The sequence below is a fragment of the Nostoc parmelioides FACHB-3921 genome (assembly GCF_014696625.1).
Classification (GTDB): Bacteria; Cyanobacteriota; Cyanobacteriia; order Cyanobacteriales; family Nostocaceae; genus Trichormus; species Trichormus parmelioides.
On sequence record NZ_JACJQL010000049.1, the window covers coordinates 27,049 to 45,201 of the forward strand.

At 40.8% G+C, this 18,153-nt stretch carries 17 protein-coding genes; 11 read left to right on the plus strand and 6 right to left on the minus strand.

Going from position 1 to position 18,153, the window contains the following annotated elements:
- Positions 1-39 precede the first annotated feature (39 nt).
- Positions 40-1,023, plus strand: a complete 984-nt coding sequence (gene ygfZ / locus H6G14_RS24235) for a CAF17-like 4Fe-4S cluster assembly/insertion protein YgfZ (protein ID WP_190570353.1) — start codon at positions 40-42, stop codon at positions 1,021-1,023.
- Between the two features lie 140 nt (positions 1,024-1,163).
- Here ygfZ and H6G14_RS24240 read toward each other — a convergent pair whose 3' ends face one another.
- Complete coding sequence (locus H6G14_RS24240; protein ID WP_190570355.1) at positions 1,164-2,036, minus strand: S-methyl-5'-thioadenosine phosphorylase; 873 nt, start codon at positions 2,034-2,036, stop codon at positions 1,164-1,166.
- A 183-nt stretch (positions 2,037-2,219) separates the two neighbouring features.
- On the opposite strand from H6G14_RS24240, the gene H6G14_RS24245 reads away from it, so the two are divergent.
- The 5 genes from H6G14_RS24245 (at position 2,220) to H6G14_RS24265 (ending at position 7,705) form a co-directional block, all read left to right on the plus strand.
- On the plus strand, positions 2,220-2,423 hold the full coding sequence (locus H6G14_RS24245) for a hypothetical protein (protein WP_190570358.1): 204 nt from the start codon (positions 2,220-2,222) through the stop codon (positions 2,421-2,423).
- A gap of 595 nt (positions 2,424-3,018) precedes the next feature.
- Positions 3,019-4,908 (plus strand): transketolase, encoded by a 1,890-nt coding sequence (locus tag H6G14_RS24250; protein ID WP_190570360.1) that lies wholly within the window; start codon positions 3,019-3,021, stop codon positions 4,906-4,908.
- A 116-nt stretch (positions 4,909-5,024) separates the two neighbouring features.
- Positions 5,025-5,870: a DUF2382 domain-containing protein gene (locus H6G14_RS24255; RefSeq protein WP_190570362.1), complete on the plus strand. Its 846-nt coding sequence runs from the start codon at positions 5,025-5,027 to the stop codon at positions 5,868-5,870.
- A gap of 217 nt (positions 5,871-6,087) precedes the next feature.
- The gene (locus H6G14_RS24260) at positions 6,088-7,023 is read left to right on the plus strand and encodes a DUF2382 domain-containing protein (protein ID WP_190570369.1); all 936 of its coding nucleotides are present in this window, start codon (positions 6,088-6,090) and stop codon (positions 7,021-7,023) included.
- Between the two features lie 136 nt (positions 7,024-7,159).
- Positions 7,160-7,705, plus strand: a complete 546-nt coding sequence (locus H6G14_RS24265; protein ID WP_190570372.1) for a DUF2382 domain-containing protein — start codon at positions 7,160-7,162, stop codon at positions 7,703-7,705.
- 52 nt (positions 7,706-7,757) lie between these two features.
- On the opposite strand, the gene H6G14_RS24270 is transcribed toward H6G14_RS24265, so the two are convergent.
- The 4 genes from H6G14_RS24270 to H6G14_RS24285 all read right to left on the minus strand — a co-directional run bounded on the left by H6G14_RS24270 (position 7,758) and on the right by H6G14_RS24285 (position 11,344).
- Complete coding sequence (locus tag H6G14_RS24270) at positions 7,758-8,765, minus strand: glutathione S-transferase family protein (protein WP_190570375.1); 1,008 nt, start codon at positions 8,763-8,765, stop codon at positions 7,758-7,760.
- A gap of 11 nt (positions 8,766-8,776) precedes the next feature.
- Positions 8,777-9,457 carry a DUF2834 domain-containing protein gene (locus H6G14_RS24275; protein WP_190570376.1) on the minus strand — a complete coding sequence of 227 codons (681 nt, stop codon included), beginning with the start codon at positions 9,455-9,457 and terminating at the stop codon, positions 8,777-8,779.
- A 13-nt stretch (positions 9,458-9,470) separates the two neighbouring features.
- Entirely contained in the window at positions 9,471-10,568 is a 1,098-nt protein-coding gene (gene hrcA, locus H6G14_RS24280) for a heat-inducible transcriptional repressor HrcA (RefSeq protein WP_190570377.1), read from the minus strand.
- A 416-nt stretch (positions 10,569-10,984) separates the two neighbouring features.
- Positions 10,985-11,344: a rhodanese-like domain-containing protein gene (locus H6G14_RS24285; RefSeq protein ID WP_190570378.1), complete on the minus strand. Its 360-nt coding sequence runs from the start codon at positions 11,342-11,344 to the stop codon at positions 10,985-10,987.
- Positions 11,345-11,642: 298 nt separating this feature from the next.
- Here H6G14_RS24285 and H6G14_RS24290 point away from each other — a divergent pair, with 298 nt between their 5' ends.
- The 5 genes from H6G14_RS24290 to cysE all read left to right on the plus strand — a co-directional run bounded on the left by H6G14_RS24290 (position 11,643) and on the right by cysE (position 17,088).
- Positions 11,643-13,298: a DUF3352 domain-containing protein gene (locus tag H6G14_RS24290; protein WP_190570379.1), complete on the plus strand. Its 1,656-nt coding sequence runs from the start codon at positions 11,643-11,645 to the stop codon at positions 13,296-13,298.
- Between the two features lie 442 nt (positions 13,299-13,740).
- Positions 13,741-14,334, plus strand: a complete 594-nt coding sequence (locus tag H6G14_RS24295; RefSeq protein WP_190570380.1) for a Uma2 family endonuclease — start codon at positions 13,741-13,743, stop codon at positions 14,332-14,334.
- Between the two features lie 33 nt (positions 14,335-14,367).
- Positions 14,368-15,411, plus strand: coding sequence for a WG repeat-containing protein (locus H6G14_RS24300; protein ID WP_190570381.1), 1,044 nt, complete (start codon positions 14,368-14,370; stop codon positions 15,409-15,411).
- Between the two features lie 275 nt (positions 15,412-15,686).
- A complete protein-coding gene (locus H6G14_RS24305) occupies positions 15,687-16,175 on the plus strand; it encodes a hypothetical protein (RefSeq protein ID WP_190570382.1) in 489 nt (162 codons plus the stop codon).
- A 151-nt stretch (positions 16,176-16,326) separates the two neighbouring features.
- Entirely contained in the window at positions 16,327-17,088 is a 762-nt protein-coding gene (cysE, locus tag H6G14_RS24310) for a serine O-acetyltransferase (RefSeq protein ID WP_190570383.1), read from the plus strand.
- Positions 17,089-17,337: 249 nt separating this feature from the next.
- Here cysE and H6G14_RS24315 read toward each other — a convergent pair whose 3' ends face one another.
- Complete coding sequence (locus tag H6G14_RS24315) at positions 17,338-17,922, minus strand: Npun_F5749 family FMN-dependent PPOX-type flavoprotein (protein ID WP_190570384.1); 585 nt, start codon at positions 17,920-17,922, stop codon at positions 17,338-17,340.
- Between the last annotated feature and the right edge of the window lie 231 nt (positions 17,923-18,153).

Genomic DNA, 18,153 nt, shown 5'->3' on the forward strand with positions numbered 1-18,153 from the left:
TGGTTATTTAACATAAATTAAATTTAACGCTTGACTATCATGCCGACATCTGCAATAGACGGTAAAGACACAGCCGCTATCCAAGCCGCAACAGCAGAAGTTGCTGTATGCGATCGCTCCAATTGGGGAATTATCCGTGTTTCTGATGATGACCGTCTGCGGTTTTTACACAATCAAAGTACTAATGATTTCCAGGCTTTGAAGCCAGGACAGGGCTGTGATACTGTAATGGTGACATCTACAGCCCGGACTATAGATTTGGTGAGTAGTTATGTTCTTGATGATGCAGTCATACTTTTAGTTTCCCCTAGTCGTCGGGAATTTTTGCTGCAATGGCTGGATCGCTATATCTTCTTTGCTGATAAGGTACAGTTAACTGATGTGAGTGAAGAAACTGCCACTTTTAGTATTATTGGGCCTGGTAGTGACGCTGTAGTGAAAAAGTTGGGGGCGGGAGGAATTATTGGTCAACCCCACGGCAATCATATTACTATCAATGGCGGTGCGATCGTTGCGGTGGGCAGTGGTTTGGCTTCCCCTGGATATACTTTGATTTTGCCAGTGTCCCAAAAACAGCAAGTATGGCAGCAAATTCTCGACTCAGGGGCGGTAGAATTGAGCGATCGCGGTTGGGATACTTTACGCATATTACAAGGAAGACCAGCGCCAGATGCAGAATTAACTGACGATTACAATCCTTTGGAAGCGGGTTTATGGCAGACTATTTCTTTTAGCAAGGGTTGCTATATCGGGCAAGAAACTATTGCTAGATTAAATACATATAAAGGGGTCAAACAATATCTGTGGGGTATCCGTCTTAACGCTCCGGCAGAAATTGGAGATACTATTAATATTGGTGAGGAAAAAGTTGGTAAACTCACCAGTTATACAGAAACTCCTGATGGTTATTTTGGTCTAGCTTACATTCGTAGCAAAGCTGGTGGTGTGGGTTTGCAAGTGCAGGTAGGAAACAGTGAGGGAGAAGTAGTTGCTATACCCTTTGTTTCTCATGAATACCCTTAAAAAGGGGTACAGGGGTATAGGGGTGTAAATGTTTAAAACCCTTACCCCCTTAACCCTGTGTGTAATTAATTATGTTTTCCATTACTTATTACCCATTACCCATCACCACAAATATGACCAGTATTGAAACAGACAAGATATTATAAATACTTCTGCAACAATAAGCCCAACTTTTCTTTTGTAGCTACAGGCGCTTTCTCTAGATTTGTCAAAATTGCATATTTCAAAGCTGAATGAGCTTCACTATGTGGGGGATTTTCACTCAAACGCCTCACTGTTTCTTGAATAACTTTTTGAGCATTAACTGCATTGCGGAGTAAATTACCAATTACCATTTCCACTGTTACACTATCGTGGTCTGGATGCCAACAATCGTAATCTGTGACTAATGCCAAAGTTGCATAGGCGATTTCTGCTTCTCTGGCTAACTTGGCTTCTGGTAAATTGGTCATACCGATGACTGTTGCACCCCAACTACGATATAGATTGGATTCGGCTTTGGTGGAAAATGCTGGGCCTTCCATGCAAACATACGTGCCACCCTTGTGGAGTGTGACATCTGGTAAATTTAAGGATGCGATCGCATCAGCTAAAACCCCAGCTAAATTTTTGCAAATCGGGTCGCCGAAGGCAATGTGAGCCACAATACCCTCGCCAAAAAAAGTCGAAACTCGATTTCTTGTCCTATCAATAAACTGATCTGGGACTACCATATCCAGTGGTTTAGCTTCTTCTTTCAAGGAACCCACGGCGCTGGCTGAAATTAAGTACTCCACACCCAATTGCTTCATAGCGTAAATATTGGCACGGAAGGGTAACTCTGTAGGTAACAGCGTGTGATTACGACCATGCCGCGCTAAAAATGCTACTCTTGTTCCATCTAATGTTCCCAAAATCAACGCATCAGAGGGCGAACCAAAAGGCGTTTCTATTTGTACTTCTTCTACATCTTTTAGGGCTTCCATTTTGTAGAGACCACTACCACCAATAATCCCAATCTGTGCGTGAGCCATGATTCTTTACCTGTTGCTTGCGGAACTGCCCAGTTATTGTACCTAAAAGGTGAGTATCAGAGGAGGCATCAAGCTTATAACTATTGAGCATTTGCTATTCCGTGTGCCTACTCATGTCAGACTTTACAGAAAATTGTTATTCTCTTGGGATAAATTTAAAAAACATAAATTTTGGTGAGGAATATGCAAATTACTAGCCCCTCAACCCAAATCAATTTAGAAACACTTTTTGAGCGCATTTTTAGTATTGGCAGAATATCACGCCGAGATCAGCAGTTATTAATGTCTACACTGCTCTCCAAAGACGGCTTAAGCGAAGGTGAACAACAGCAAATTAGCCGAGTATTTACTGCTTTACAAAACGGATTGCTCAAGGTGGTAGATTAACGGCAACAACAAACTCCTAATAAAGCACCAGGACAAGTGTAGGCGATCGCCTTAACTTAATACTTAAGATCAGTTTGAAAAAAGAATGTGGCAGATACCTTGGTAGGGGCTTACATATGTAAGCCCCTACATTTTCCCTATGTTGCATAAATCCTTAACCTTAGTATTACCTTCTGGTGCTTGAAATTGTCTTCTATAAGTCTGTGAGCTTTTTTAGCCTTGAATATGATTCTATTTTTGTTAATCTTCTACTACTTTTGGAAGAAAGAATGATTATTCCATTAGAAAGAAGTAATTAATTTTTTAACTCTCTAGAGTGGACTAAATAGCACGAATATCTTGTCTTAGTTGAATAAAAATTGACTATAGGATTCATCCTTGATTTGTGAAATATACTTAGCATGGTAGGCATTACACACCCTACAGATATTTATATTTTTTCAATAATCAAATCAGATTCTTATACAACATTTTCCTATTTACATAATAAGAATCTATTTAACTTGCACATTTTTTCGTGTTAGCTGTTAACTGTTAACCGTCAACTGTTAACAAATCATACAAGTGACTATGTAATTTAAAAGCTTCATAGCTTATGACTACACAAGCGCAACTACACCAATGGCATGAATTAGCGCAACAATTGCGAATAGATAGTATTCGCGCCACAACCGTCGCCGGTTCAGGCCACCCTACTTCTTCTATGTCACCAGCCGATTTAATGGCGGTTTTATTAACTAATTATCTTCACTACGATTTTGACAATCCACATCACCCTAATAACGATCGCTTCATTCTCTCGAAAGGACACGCCGCACCCTTACTTTATGCCATGTATAAAGCGGCTGGGGTCATCACCGATGAGGAATTAATGTCACTGCGACAATTAGGAAGCCGCCTGGAAGGTCATCCCACACCAGTATTACCTTGGGTGGATGTGGCGACTGGTTCCTTAGGGCAAGGATTACCCATCGGTATGGGGTTGGGGTTAGCGGGGAAATATTTAGACCAGCTACCTTATAACGTCTGGGTGTTGTTAGGTGACAGTGAAACAGCCGAAGGTTCGGTGTGGGAAGCTTTCGACCATGCTGCACACTACACCCTAGACAATCTCATCGCCATTATCGATGTTAACCGCCTCGGTCAACGGGGTCAGACAGAGTTAGGCTGGAATACTCAAGCCTATGCTAATCGTGCCAAGGCTTTTGGTTGGCAGGCGATTGAGATAGATGGTCACGATTTGGTGGAAATTGACCAAGCCTTTAGTGCGGCAATTAGTATTAACGATCGCCCCACCGTAATTATTGCCCGTACCAAGAAAGGTAAAGGCGTAGCGTCTTTGGAAGATTTGGGTGGTTGGCATGGTAAAGCTTTAAAACCCGATGCGGCAAAACAAGCGATCGCTGAATTAGGTGGTGAACGTCACATTACTATTGAAGTAGCCAAACCGGAACCAGGACAACCCACATTAGGTAACCCCCAACCCTTGCAACTACCCACTTATGAACAAGGTGCAAAAGTTGCCACTCGTCGCGCCTATGGCGATGCTCTCAAAGCCTTAGGTGCTGCTCAACCTGATGTTGTTGCCCTGGATGCAGAGGTGAGCAATTCTACTTACACTGAAGATTTTGCCGAAGCTTACCCAGAACGCTACTTTGAGATGTACATTGCTGAACAGCAAATGGTTGCAGCCGCCGTTGGCTTGCAAGTACGCCAGTATAAACCTTTTGCTTCTAGCTTTGCCGCCTTCTTAAGTCGTGCTTACGATTTTGTGAGGATGGCAGCCATTTCTCGCGCCAATATTAAATTAGTCGGTTCCCACGCGGGTGTATCCATTGGTCAAGATGGCCCTTCACAAATGGCATTGGAAGACTTAGCCGCCTTTCGGGCAGTGTGGAATAGTACCGTACTCTACCCTTGTGATGCCAATCAAACAGCGAAACTAGTAGAACAGATGAGCGATCGCCAGGGTATTGTTTATCTCCGCACCACCAGAGAAAATACACCAGTTATCTACGGAATCGAAGAAGAGTTTCCCATCGGTGGTAGTAAAGTTATTCGTAGTTCCGACCAAGACCAAGCCACCATCATTGGTGCAGGTATAACTTTACATGAAGCCATCAAAGCAGGCGATCGCCTCAAAAACGAAGGTATCACAGTCCGCATCATCGATGCTTACTCTGTTAAACCCATTGACGTACAAACTCTACATCAAGCAGCCGATGATACAGATGGTAATTTAGTAGTTGTCGAAGACCATTGGCAGGAAGGCGGATTAGGTGCAGCAGTACTGGATGCCTTTGCTGGTATTGGGGACATTCCTAACTACGATGGTTCCCAACTACAACTAATTAAGTTAGCAGTAAATAATATGCCTAGTTCTGGCACACCCGAAGAATTACTCCATGCAGCCAAAATTGACGCTGATGCCATTGTAGAAGCTGTTAAATCTCAAGTCAGACATCCTATGGGTACCAGAGTTTAAATACATCCTTAATAAAATCTCTCAACTGACTTCAGTCGTCAGCCAGAGGGAAACGAGACCAAACCTTTTTACGCTGATAGATAGATTATTCTATTCTGCACAATTGGTAACAATTTATGCCTCTTTATAAACTTGAAGATTTTGACCCTAACTACAGAGAAACCTTTGGTGGCGATGATGTTAAAGCTTTAGAACTCTATACCCAAAGTGGAGTGAGAGTTGGAGCGATCGCTGATGTTTTAGTTGATAATGAAGGACGTTTTCGTTATCTAGTAATTGACACTCATATTGATGATTCAATTAGCAAAAGAATTTTACTACCAATTGGTCTGTCCCATATCAATTATCCAGAAAGACGCGTTTATGTTGATGGACTGAGCAAAGAACAAGTAGAACATTTACCTGAATATCACGACAATATTGCAGTTGATGAAGAATACGAAGAAAGAGTACGCGGTGTTTTTCGTCCACAAACTAGCAATTTAACTTATGATCGTCAGACATACGACTATCAGCAAGAACCAGCTTTATATAATTTAAATGAGCAATATCATCAAACTTTCAGACTCTACGAAGAAAGATTAATTGCTAACAAGCATCGTGTCAAAACTGGTGAAGTAGCAGTTGGTAAACACATTGAAACAGAAAACGCACGGGTGGCTGTACCTATTCAAAGAGAGCGTGTAGTAATTGAAAGAGCCGCACCAACATCGCCAGATACGATAGTAGATCCCAAAGAAGTTAAGTTTCAACAAGGGGAAGTAGCACGCATTGAATTGTATGAAGAAACCCCAGAAATTCGCAAAGAAGCTTTTGTACGGGAAGAAGTCCGGGTAAGAAAAGTAGTAGAAAGTGATACTGTTGAAGCCCAAGATGTAATTCGTCGGGAAGAGTTAGATATTGATACTGCTGGTAATTTACTTGTCAATGAAACTAATGTAGAAAAGCATGGAAATGTTTGAGATTAGTTAAAAGATAGGTAATAATTACTTACCGTCTGGAGTACAAGTAGGGTGGGCATTGCCCACCACAAGTATATTTCATAAATCAAATATGATTACTATATTACTTTTGATTTTTATTTAAAAACTAACTTCATTCGCTAGAAAGAGGCAATTTAAACAAGAAATATTTAGGTTAGTTATTAGGAGACATTTTATATATTTGAGGTGGAATTACATGGTACTTTACAAGTTAGCAGATTTTGATCCTAATTATCAAGATTCCTTTCAAGGTAACGACATAAAAGGACTTGGTGTCTATACAGAAAGAAGCGATGAGAAAATTGGTACTGTCAACGATGTTTTGGTGGACGATGAAGGACACTTCCGCTATTTAATTGTTGACTTAGGTTTTTGGATCTTCGGTAAAAAAGTATTACTGCCAGTCGGTCGTTCTCGGATTGATTATGGCGCTGGTCGCGTCTATGCAATTGGGATGACCAGAGACCAAGCTGAAAATTTACCTGAATTCAACGACCGTTTAGCTGTTGATTACGATTATGAAGAACGGGTACGTGGAGTATATCGTAATCCCAGTTACGCTAGTAGCACCAATGTAGACAGAACCACATCTTTGGAAGGGTCAGCACCTCTGGAAAGCAGAACACCTCTAGAAGCTTCTGCACCATTAGATGCAAGTTACCAAACAACTACACCTGCAACTACGCATACCCGCGACACCTACAGATACGAACAAGAGCCTGGTTTGTTCGGAATCAATGAACAAGATCACCAAACGCTGAGACTTTATGAAGAACGGCTAATTGCTAATAAGCGCCGTCAAAAAACTGGTGAAGTAGCTATTGGTAAGCACGTAGAAACGGAAACTGCACGGGTAGCAGTACCAGTGGAAAGAGAACGCGTGGTGATTGAACGTGTTACGCCAGATGATGCTGGTACTGCGGTCGCACCTGGTACAGCTGACTTCCGTGAAGGCGAAGTTGCTCGCGTAGAACTTCATGAAGAAACCCCTGACATTCGCAAAGAAGCTTTTGTCCGCGAAGAAGTCAGGGTGCAAAAAGTTGTTGAGCATGACACTGTGGAAGCTCAAGAAAAAATCCGTCGTGAAGAATTAGACGTAAATGCTCCTGGTCTTCCCATTGAAGAACGCTAATTTTTCATTAATTGAGTTATTAAATAATCACTAATAACTCATCTTCCTAATGCAGTACAGGTAAAATTTTAATCATCAATATTAACTTTACCTGTACCTGTAAAAACTCTAAATATAAGTTTTAACAGTAGATTATATGCCCGATAATTTAGCCGCAGAAACACAAATCCATCAAAGAATAACTGATAATTCAACTGAGCCAGACAATTATCATATAATTGAAGAAGAGACAAATATTCGTTTATTAGAAGAAAAGCTTGTAGTTGATACGAATAGACAGAAAATTGGTGAAGTCATTGTTCGTAAGGTAATCGAAACTCAGATGGTGCAAGTTCCAGTGCGGCGCGAAAAGCTGATTGTGGAACAAATAGGCTCAGTAAATAAACAACTTGCAGAGATTGATTTAAGCCAAGGAGAAATTGCCGGCATTGAATTAGCTCAAAATGCTAGCTATGAATTGCCGGGTTGGGATGGTGGTTTAACTGTGAGTGGCAGCTTTAGCTCTCCTAAAATTGCTAGTTTATTATTAAATGCGATCGCTCTAGAACGCAAACATGGTTGTCAACAGGTACGAGTCTCTATTGTTGTTGAAGACGAAGAACACCAAAAAAAATACCAAGAGTGGTTTGACCGTTGTTCTCACGGTCAGTTACCAAAACACGAAAAATCTGCTGATACCTAGTACTGGGAATCAAAAATCAATCCAGTCTAGCTGATCGCTTTTCGTCTTGTCTTTAGACATCGCTCGGTTTTAATAAATATGCCATATCTGGCCCAGAGGGAATAATCCCACCAGGATTTAAGGGAAATAGATTCCCATAATAGTCCCGCTTGATGCTTTCTAAATCACAGGTGCTAGCAACGCCCTCTAGCTGATACAAGTCGCGCAGATATGCACCTAAATTTTTATAATCTTGTATTCTGCGGCGATTACATTTAAATAAGCCGTAATAAACAATGTCAAAACGGAACAATGTTGTAAATAGACGTGCATCGGCTAAAGTGACTTGATCACCGCAAAGGTAGCGACTATTGGCGAGTGCAACCTCAATCTCATCCAAGGTGGTGAATAATTCATCACAGGCTTTGTCATAGGCCTCTTGGGTTTGAGCAAAACCGCAACGATATACACCGTTATTGACATTGGCGTAAATCTTCTCGTTCCACCAGTCAATCTTCTGTTTTAGTTCTTCAGGATAAAGATTCAGTGTAGGATTTTTGGCAAACTCATTAAATTCAGAGTTCAGCATGACAATAATGTCTGCACTCTCATTATTCACAATAGTTTTGGTTTCTTTATCCCACAACACCGGTACTGTGGAACGTCCACTATAGCCAGCTTCCGCCAGGGCATATAATTCAGCTAAAGTCTGACGACCTTCCTCTGGAGTGTTGAACACCCAACCCCCTGAATCGGGAGAGGGAATAACAATAGATACCGAAATTGTATCCTCTAATCCTTTCAATGCCCGGACTACTAGTGTGCGGTGCGCCCAAGGACAACCCAAACCAACGTAGAGATTGTAACGTCCTGCGGCTGGTTGATAAGGGCTATCTTCCCCAGTTCTAACAGAATTCCTAAACTGGCTACTAGGACGAATATATTCTCCTGATTGATTGCGGGGGGCAAGTTTTGACATCATGATTTGCCAAAGGGTTGTCCACACAAACTTACCTAACCCAATAATCAGTTTAGGTGGTAGCGACTTACCTTTTTTCTGAGTCTTACTAATACCAGTCATGATTAAATTGCCTAACTTGCTACCTTTTGCGGCTGATTAGATATTACAGCTACACTTGCTTCTGGTAGTGGTGGACGCAAGCACAAATAAAGCAACGGGCCAAATAGAGGAATCAAAGCAAATACCCAAAATAACTGAGTTTTTTGCCAACCGCGCCGCGCCATATCATCTCCTAACAAGGCAGGAAATAATAGCGAAAGTAGGCAAAAATCTAGGCTCATAACATGGATAAAGCGGTTAGTTTGCCATTGTTGGACAAAGTTGCTCCAGTCTCCTGTTACCAAACCATAGGCGACTAAAATCGCTGCGACTATGGTGAGAATCACGCCAGTCACACGAGAATCTAATAGTTTAATTAAGGTGTTCTTTGTCCCGGAAAACTGAGGATTTGGTTCTCGCAAAGTTAAATAGGGTAACAGTGCAAAAATACCTACGCCAAATGAAGCCGTGGTGAATAACCAAGCTGGGATTTTTTGCCCTCTACCATCAATAAACATGAGGGCGCTGTAAATCATAGGCCAGATACCCATGAGGTTGAATAAGGTGATAACTAGGGGATTTACACCTTGCCATTGACCGGTGGACAAGTTTTTGATTAGCTCGAATGTATCGGGTTGATCGGGAGGAGCAAGGACAAAAGCATAAAATGTAAAGCCTAACCACAGCACCCCAAAGGCAATTTTTCTGACCATGATTTCATCTAATTTAACTGAAGGCTTCTGAGAGGTAATCAGCAGCAGCCGCTACAACTGCGATCGCACTTTCGTAATCTAGGCGTGTCGGCCCCAAAACCCCCACACTACCCAAAGGGACTGCTCCCCGGCGATAGGTAGAAGAAATTAAGGAGCAGGTGCGTATCGGTTCTAGCGGGTTTTCTGCGCCGATACGCACTGTTACCTTGGATTTGTGCGTATCATCTAACTCTGGTTCCTCAAATATTAGCCGCCACAGTTGTTCTTGCTCTTCTTCCAATAGTTGTATAATCGTTTTCACTTGTTGAAGCTGAGAAAATTCTGGCTGACGCAAAACTTCTGCCAAACCCCGTACCATAATTTGAGTTGCAGCAGGCGCAGCACTGCGATGGGCTAATTCTGCTACGGAATTTTTTAGAAACTCTCCATAACTTTGAAATTCTCGATCTAATTGACTCCAATCCAAGGTGCTGATTTCTAACAGACTCCGCCCCCGTAAGTGACTATTTAAGAAGTTAGAAACAATCTGTAATTCCCTGTCAATTACTTCTGGGTCGGGTTTTGTTTCACTCCTGGCTGGGGGTAAATCCATCAGTTTTGAGTGGGTTTCATAACTATCCGTCACCAAAATCAGCATGATTCTTCCCGTTTCTATCTGCACTAGTTGCAAATGTCTGACTGATGCTGTATTGGTTTGGGGCATAGTAATCAAGCTAATACACCCACTCAAGCTAGCTAAAATCTGGGCGGCTCCTTGCAACAGTATCTCCAGACTCCAGTCTTCCCATTGCAGATGCTGTTGTAAGGCTGATTCTACCTCTTTTGCTAACACTTCCGTTCGTGTAGTGTCTCGTAGAGAGGGGGTAATTAACTGGTCAACATAAATGCGATAACCTGAGTCAGAAGGTATTCGTCCAGCAGATGTGTGCGGTTGGTACAATAACCCAGATTTCTCTAGTACGCCCATTACATTGCGAATAGTGGCAGAGCTAACGCCCAGGTCGTATTCTTCGACCAAAGCTTTTGAACCCACAGGCTCTGCTGTGGCTATATAATGACGTACCGTTGCCCAAAGTATATGCTGTTGTCGATTAGTCAACTGGACTTGCATAGGGATATGTTTGACGGAAGGCAAATGCTAAGTAGTTTTTGAAAAATTGTGAAATTTTAAAGCAAAAATTAATAATAGTTAATTAGAAACGCAAAATATATATTTCTATTGTAATAACTATTATTAAATTTCTGTAGTTGCTATTTTTTGTGTCGCCTGATGAAACAAAAAAATTGATGTAATATTATTTGATTTTCTCAGTATTTTTGCATATATGAATTATATAAATTGTATTGTAAGATACGTATTTTTATGGTTGATATATATACTTATGATGCTAGCTAAATGTAGGTTTAACCTAACTATATTGGGCTTCATTTCTGCAATGTCAAACTCAGAGAATTTTGTCAACAATAGCACAAATAAGCTGGAGTTTAGTATTCCAGCTTGAGATAATTTAATGAGCTAGTAAGCCCTTAATACTGGGGAATTGAGGAGTCAACTAGCAGAGAGTAGGCAGCAATACCACCAGCAATATTTTTGACATTGGTGAATCCCTGAGATACTAACCACTGACACATCTGAGCAGAACGGACACCGTGGTGACATAATACAAGGGTTTCTGCTTCTGGATTAAACATAGTTGGGATTTTTTCTGACCACTGAGCATATTCACTCAGTGGCAGATTGACAAAGCCATCAATTTGGGCGATCGCTAACTCTTGCGGTTCCCGTACATCTATTAACTGAATATTTGCATCTTTATTAGCAAGATATAGAGCTAAGTCATTTACACTAATTTGAGTCATTGGTTGCCCAGAAGTATTCCCAGTCATGAGGTTTTAGTAAACAATCCTATATTATTTATGTTGACAGAAAAGGGGAAGAGTGGGGAGGGAAAAGAAGCAGGGGAAGCAGGGGGAGAAGTCGCAAGGAGGGTTTCCCTCCGGGCGAACTTCGGGGGAGCAGGGGAGGCAGATCATTAGTGTATGTTTTTTACTAAGCAGTGAGCTATGACTCTCAGACTAACGAGAAAATCATCACTTCACTAACCCCTACACCCCCACACCCGTCAGCAACTGACAACTGTACAGACGCGATTAATCGCGTCTTTAACAACTGACAAAATAACTAATGAACACACAACGCTCATTTTCTGGTTTTATTGTTGCTGGGGCGATCGCTTTGATTGTGGCGGCGATCGCTGGCTTTTACTGGTTCTTTGCTAAAAGTCCGGTTAACATTGTCGCGTCTAATTCTCAACCTAGTGCAGCCATATTTATATCCAAGCTGGCTCCTGTAACGGTTTCATTGCTGGTTAATCCTGATAAGTTACAATCTTTCGACAGTTCAGGCGAATTAACTAAACTCAAAACCAGCTTATTGGCTAAGAGTGGCATAGATTATAAGCAAGACATTCAACCTTGGCTAAAAGATGAAATTACATTGGCTGTCACTACCCTAGATATTGACCGTGACCCAGAGAATGGTAGACAACCAGGCTATCTGATGGCGCTAGCAACTAGCAAACCAGAGAAAAGCCAGGAATTTTTGCAATTATTGTTCTCCAAACGGGTATTAGCTGGAGCAAACTTAGCAACGGAAGAATATCAAGGCGCAAAGGTTATCTATGATAGTTCTTTACCAGAGTCCGATTCTCTGGCTGGTGCAGTGGTTGATAACTTTGTGTTATTCGCCAACAACCCTAAAGTATTGCGTGACGCGATTAATAATGTCCAGGCTCCTGATTTAAATTTGCTCAGTTCTTCCCAATACCAAAAAGCTATCGAACAAATACCTAAAGGTTCTCTAGCTACGGCTTTTCTCAATCTCCCTCTAGTGGCACAATGGCAAGGGTTAGATTTACCAGAACCAACCTACGATAGTGAAACTGTAGCTTTTACTTTAAATCCTCAGGGAATCTTGGCAGAAACCAGTTTTCTTACTTCATCCGAAGTTACGCCAACATCATCCCCACTATCTAAACCTGTAGGCGCATTACAATATATTCCCGCATCAGCAGGGTTGGTCATTTCTGGTTCCCACTTAGACCATTTGGGTAACAGCGATTTAGCCAAACTCTGGACACAAGCAAAAACAGCTATCTCTGGTTCAGGAACAGATATAATTTCCCGATTGATCCAACCCTTAGCCGATGTCCAGAAAAGTCAGGGTATCAATTTAGAACAAGATATATTTAGCTGGGTACAGGGAGAATACGCCGTTGCATTAATCCCCCGTACAGGTCAGACCATTCCTGACTGGGTTTTTGTGGCAGAAAAGTCAGAAAATGTACCAGAAGCTATTGGGCGTTTAGATGCGATCGCCTCATCTCAAGGACTCAGTACTAATACAATTAAACTGGACAAGCAAACAGTCGTCGCCTGGACAGAATTAACTACTGCAACTCAAAAAGCTGATGGCAAAAACAAACCATCATTTATAGTGGAAGCCAATGTAAAAGGGGTACATACAACCTTAGGCAATTATGAAATTTTCACCTCTGACCTAGCAACCATTTATGAGATTTTTACGGATAAAGACAAATCTTTAATCAATAACCGCAACTTCCAAGATAGTATCGCTACCATTCCCCAACCAAATCAAGGTTATATCTATCTGGACTGGGCAAGAAGTCAAAATTTAGTAGAGCAGCAAATACCCATACTTAAGCTCGTAGAATTAGTCGGGAAACCATTCTTTGAGAATTTGCGATCGCTCACCTTCAGTAGTTACGGTAATGAGTCGGGAACGCTTAAAGGCGGTATTTTATTCCAACTTGATCATTAATTTAGTCAAGCGATCGCGCCTTATGAATAGCCGGCGATCGCTTGATTACAATGGGAACAAGAAAAGGCCAGCCATTTACTGAGTCAGACAAAAGCTTTTATAATATTACTAATCCCAGTGGCTACAAATATTAAATTTGTTAAATATTTGTTCCATTTACCAACAAATTGCTCAGGCTACTAATTTATTCTTGATTAAGCTTAATTTTTATACAAAAATATTCAAAAATATTCAAATTTTTACATATATAGGACTAGTATTTTATTTCTAAAATATAAGTAGGGTGGGCAATGCCCACAGTATCATGCTTGTGGTGGGCATTGCCCACCCTACAGATACTTAGATAATTTCAATAATCAAATCGGATTCCTATATCAAAAATGGGACTTTGAGTATTTACCTAAATATCATTTTTGTCTAAACTATTCTACTCACACTAACTATGACACTACAAATCTTAAATAAAAACACCACGATTTCAGAGCAGCGATTTCTCCTACCAGGTCATTATACCTGGGAAGAATTAGAGACAATAGAAAATTTAACCGCAGATGCAGCAGGTTTGCGAATAACTTATCTTGATGGGTGCATTGAATTTATGACTCTTGGTGAACAGCATGAAATGATTAAAAGCGTGATTGGTATATTATTGGCATTATACTTTTTTGAAAAAGGTATAAACTTCATTCCAGTAGGGAGTGCTACACGACGGGCGAAAGAAAAAAGTGCATCCTTTGAACCTGATGAATCTTATTACATCGGAGAGAAAAAAGAAAATCCCGATTTAGCAATTGAAGTCAATATTACCAGTGGCAGTATTGATAAACTAGAAAAATACAAACGGTTCAATATTACTGAAGTTTGGTTTTGGGAAAACAATCAATTACTATTATATCGTCTCAAAAATGATAATTATGAACAAATTACTGAAAGTGAATTATTACCGGATTTAGATATAAGTTTATTGGTAAGCTGTGTTTTAATGCCTTCAATTATTGATGCAAGAAAACAATTTTTACAAGGGATGAGTCAATAAATATAAACTTACTAAAATATTTGCATATCAATAATGCAGAAATATATTTGTCTTTTTCTCTGTTTGACTATCATTAATACTCTAATTGGTATTTATCATCCAAAATTACAAGCATCAAGTATCATTGTTAGACAAAAACAAAACCCTAATCAATTATTAGCATCTCAGCGTGTGACAAGTCCGTTGTTTCGTATTCTTAAAAATGGCAAATATGGTTTTATCGACAAAACTGGCAAAATAGTCATCGAGCCAAAATTTGATTTAGCTTGGGGCTTTATAGACGAGCGATCGCAGATTAAAATTGATGATAAATATGGGTATATTGATACTACAGGTAAACAGATTATACCTCCACAGTTTAGATTAGCCTTTGCTTTCTCTAACAGACTCGCTTTAGTATTGGTTGATTATAAATACGGTTACATCAACCCTAATGGAAAATTAGTTATTCAACCTCAATTCGAGGAAGCTTTAGCCTTTAGAAATGGGCTAGCAGCAGTTAAGGTTGATGAAAAGTGGGGTTATATAGACTTTAGTGGTAAATTAGTCATTCAGCCACAGTATGATAAGGCTCTACACTTTAACGAAGGATTAGCAGCAATTCAAATCAACAATAAATGGGGTTATATAAACTCTCAAGGACATATAGTTGTACAACCGGATTTTGACGAAACCTTAGCTTTTTCCCAAGGTTTAGCAGCAGTTAAAATTGGCAACAAATACGGTTACATTAATACATCTGGTAAGCTTGTTATCCCACCAGAATTTGATGATGCTTGGGAATTTACTTTTAATTTAGCAGTAGTAAAAATCGGTGAGAAATGGGGTTATATCAATCCTCGTGGTGATATAGTAATTGCTGCTGAATTTGATAGAGTCACAAAATTTTCTGAAGGATTAGCTGCTGTCAAAGTCGATAACAAGTATGGCTATATTGATACTCAAGGTAAGATGGTAATCCAGCCAAAATTTGACTTGGCTTTGAGTTTTACAAATGAACTGGCGTTAGTATATATTGACGGCAAGGCTGGCTATATCAATAGAACAGGAGAGTTTATCTGGAATCCCAGCAATTAATCAAAATGTGAAACATACCTCTTTTCTTACTGGTTTTCACTTTTCTGAGTAAAATCTCCCTCATCAGCATTTATCAAGCAGAGAATATACTCCAATGAAGATGGTGTAAAAACTTTTAATTTTCATTAAAAAAACATAATTGATACTAATCATAAATACGTAATTTGTGCCACATTAAAAGGTTTCACAAACTGTTTATATTTTTCCGAAACTTTTTCAATAGAATATGTATATACCATTACTAAACTATTATTAGAGCCTGTTGGAGGGCTGCTATGAAAGATTGTCGCCCTCGACTTTATTTGCGAGGCTGTTGGCTGTTGGCTATGGTCACAAGTGTAATTGCTACACCTGTCATCGCTCAGACAGCTAATTTTGCCACACTTCACCTATCACCAGGATTTGAACCGGCAAAGGGGAAGGTTTCCGGTCATACAGGTGGGTCTTATTCATTGTCTGCTATTAGTAACCGCGATCGCTCAAGAAAACCCTGCATTGGCTTTGCTGACCCCAAGCCGGATCACATAATGGTTTTGGAAAAGGACTTTCCGCGCCTAAAATTATTTATCAATAGTGGCGGGAAAGATACTACTTTATTAATTCAAGGGCCAGACGACACCACAATTCGCTGTGGTGACGATACAGGAAAGAGTAAAGACGCTAGTATTGACGATATCAACTGGAAAACTGGTACCTATCGAATTTGGATAGGTAAATTCCACTCTGGAGTCAAAACTAACTACACGTTGACGGTACAGCAATAGCTTGGGAGCAGGGGAGAAGAGGAGCAAGGGAAGCAGGGGAGATAAACATTTACTTTATCCCCAATCCCCAGTACCCAATCCCCAGTACCCAATCCCTATTAAAGATATTATGGGATAGTACCTTGTTATGGTTTCCGAGGGTGCTATCTCGATGCTCTCTATACTGCGTGCTGACTTTCGTATCATCTTTGAACGTGACCCGGCTGCTCGTAATTTGCTGGAAGTCTTGTTTTGTTACCCTGGTTTGCAAGCCTTGTTATTCCATCGGGTAGCTAACTGGCTGTATCGCCTTGGATTACCGTTTATTCCCCGCTTAATTTCTCACATAGCTCGGTTTTTGACAGGTATTGAAATTCACCCTGGTGCCACAATTGGACAAGGTGTATTTATCGACCACGGTATGGGTGTGGTTATTGGTGAAACTGCGATCGTGGGAGACTATGCTTTGATTTATCAAGGTGTCACCCTTGGGGGAACGGGTAAAGAAAGCGGCAAACGCCACCCTACTTTAGGCGAAAATGTTGTTGTTGGTGCTGGTGCTAAGGTACTGGGCAATCTTCAAATCGGGAATAACGTCCGCATTGGTGCTGGTTCTGTTGTCCTTAGGGATGTACCCGCCAATTGTACTGTTGTAGGTATTCCTGGGCGCATTGTTTATCGTTCTGGTGGACGAGTTGACCCCCTAGAACATAACAATTTACCAGACTCGGAAGCTCAAGCAATTCGCGCTTTGGTTGACCGCATTGAATCGCTAGAACAACAAATACAAGCCTTACAAAATAATCAATCTGCTGCTAAAGTTCCGGTTTTGGTTGCTGCAAATTCACAAGAAGCAGAGAGATCCCACGATTCTCAGTGGTGCAACCTCAGAGATAAGGCAATTCAAGAGTTTTTAGACGGTGCTGGCATTTAACAATTCCAGGACTTACGCAGTGTTACCAATTTTCTGGCTTTTTTGTCAATAGTCAATAGTCAATAGTCAAAATCAGGGTTTTTTGGTTCAGTACGTGAGTCCTCAATTCAAAATAGCCTATGGCAAGACTGCGCCAACAAGCTCCCGCTAATTGTCTTTTGAAACCCTTACACCCTTACACCCCTATACCCTTACACCGGGTCTCAACAGACAGTGTGCGTAAGTCCTATTAGGGTTCAGCACTCCCCATTATGGGTTAACAGCTTGGATAGTCCACTCTTGGTTGTGATCACGACGATAAAGATAACGGTTTTGTGGTTCACCTCGTAATTCCAAATGGTCTATCTGGGTGGGTTCTAATAGTAGTAAGCAAAAATTAGGTACTGGTTGCTGGGGATTTGGTGGCGGTGGATTAAAGGCTGCCTGATCCTCATCTCTCGGTTGACTAGGGTAAGGCCAAGCAAACTGTAAGCGTGCAGCATCACTCAGTTCTTGCCAAGTGCTAATCCGGGCTGGTTGGAGGTGAGCATGAGATTCATCACTTGCCACTAAAGTTAATTGTCCGGTGATGCGAAACTGCTCTCTGGTATTGGCAAAATACCAACAAGCTTCTGCCCAAGGCTGTTGCTGTATCTGGTCGATTTTCTCACTACGAGCATCAGTGATAAATTTGAGTTGGTTGCTGTCTGCCAAAAAACCGCGAAATACGATAGTCCGGTTAGCTGGATGACCGTTTGCTTTGACTGTGGCTAGTTGTAAGTAGCGGGAGTAAACTAGGCTGCGGTTACGATGGAGGGCATGGGCGATCGCGCTTCGCCAAGGAGCTAGAGACATATTAAATAATTGGTAATTCGTAATTTATATTACTCTTTTCCTTTGTTAATTAAGTTTGATGGCAATCAGCTAATGTCAGATTTACCGTAATGTGTGTGATTTTGCCTGATTTTATATTGATATATAGGACTTACGCATTGACAAAATGGCAAAAGAGTGGATTGATAAAAAGTATCATCTACTCACTAGGTATCGAACAATCAGAGAAATCAGCAAACCCTCGACAGCACA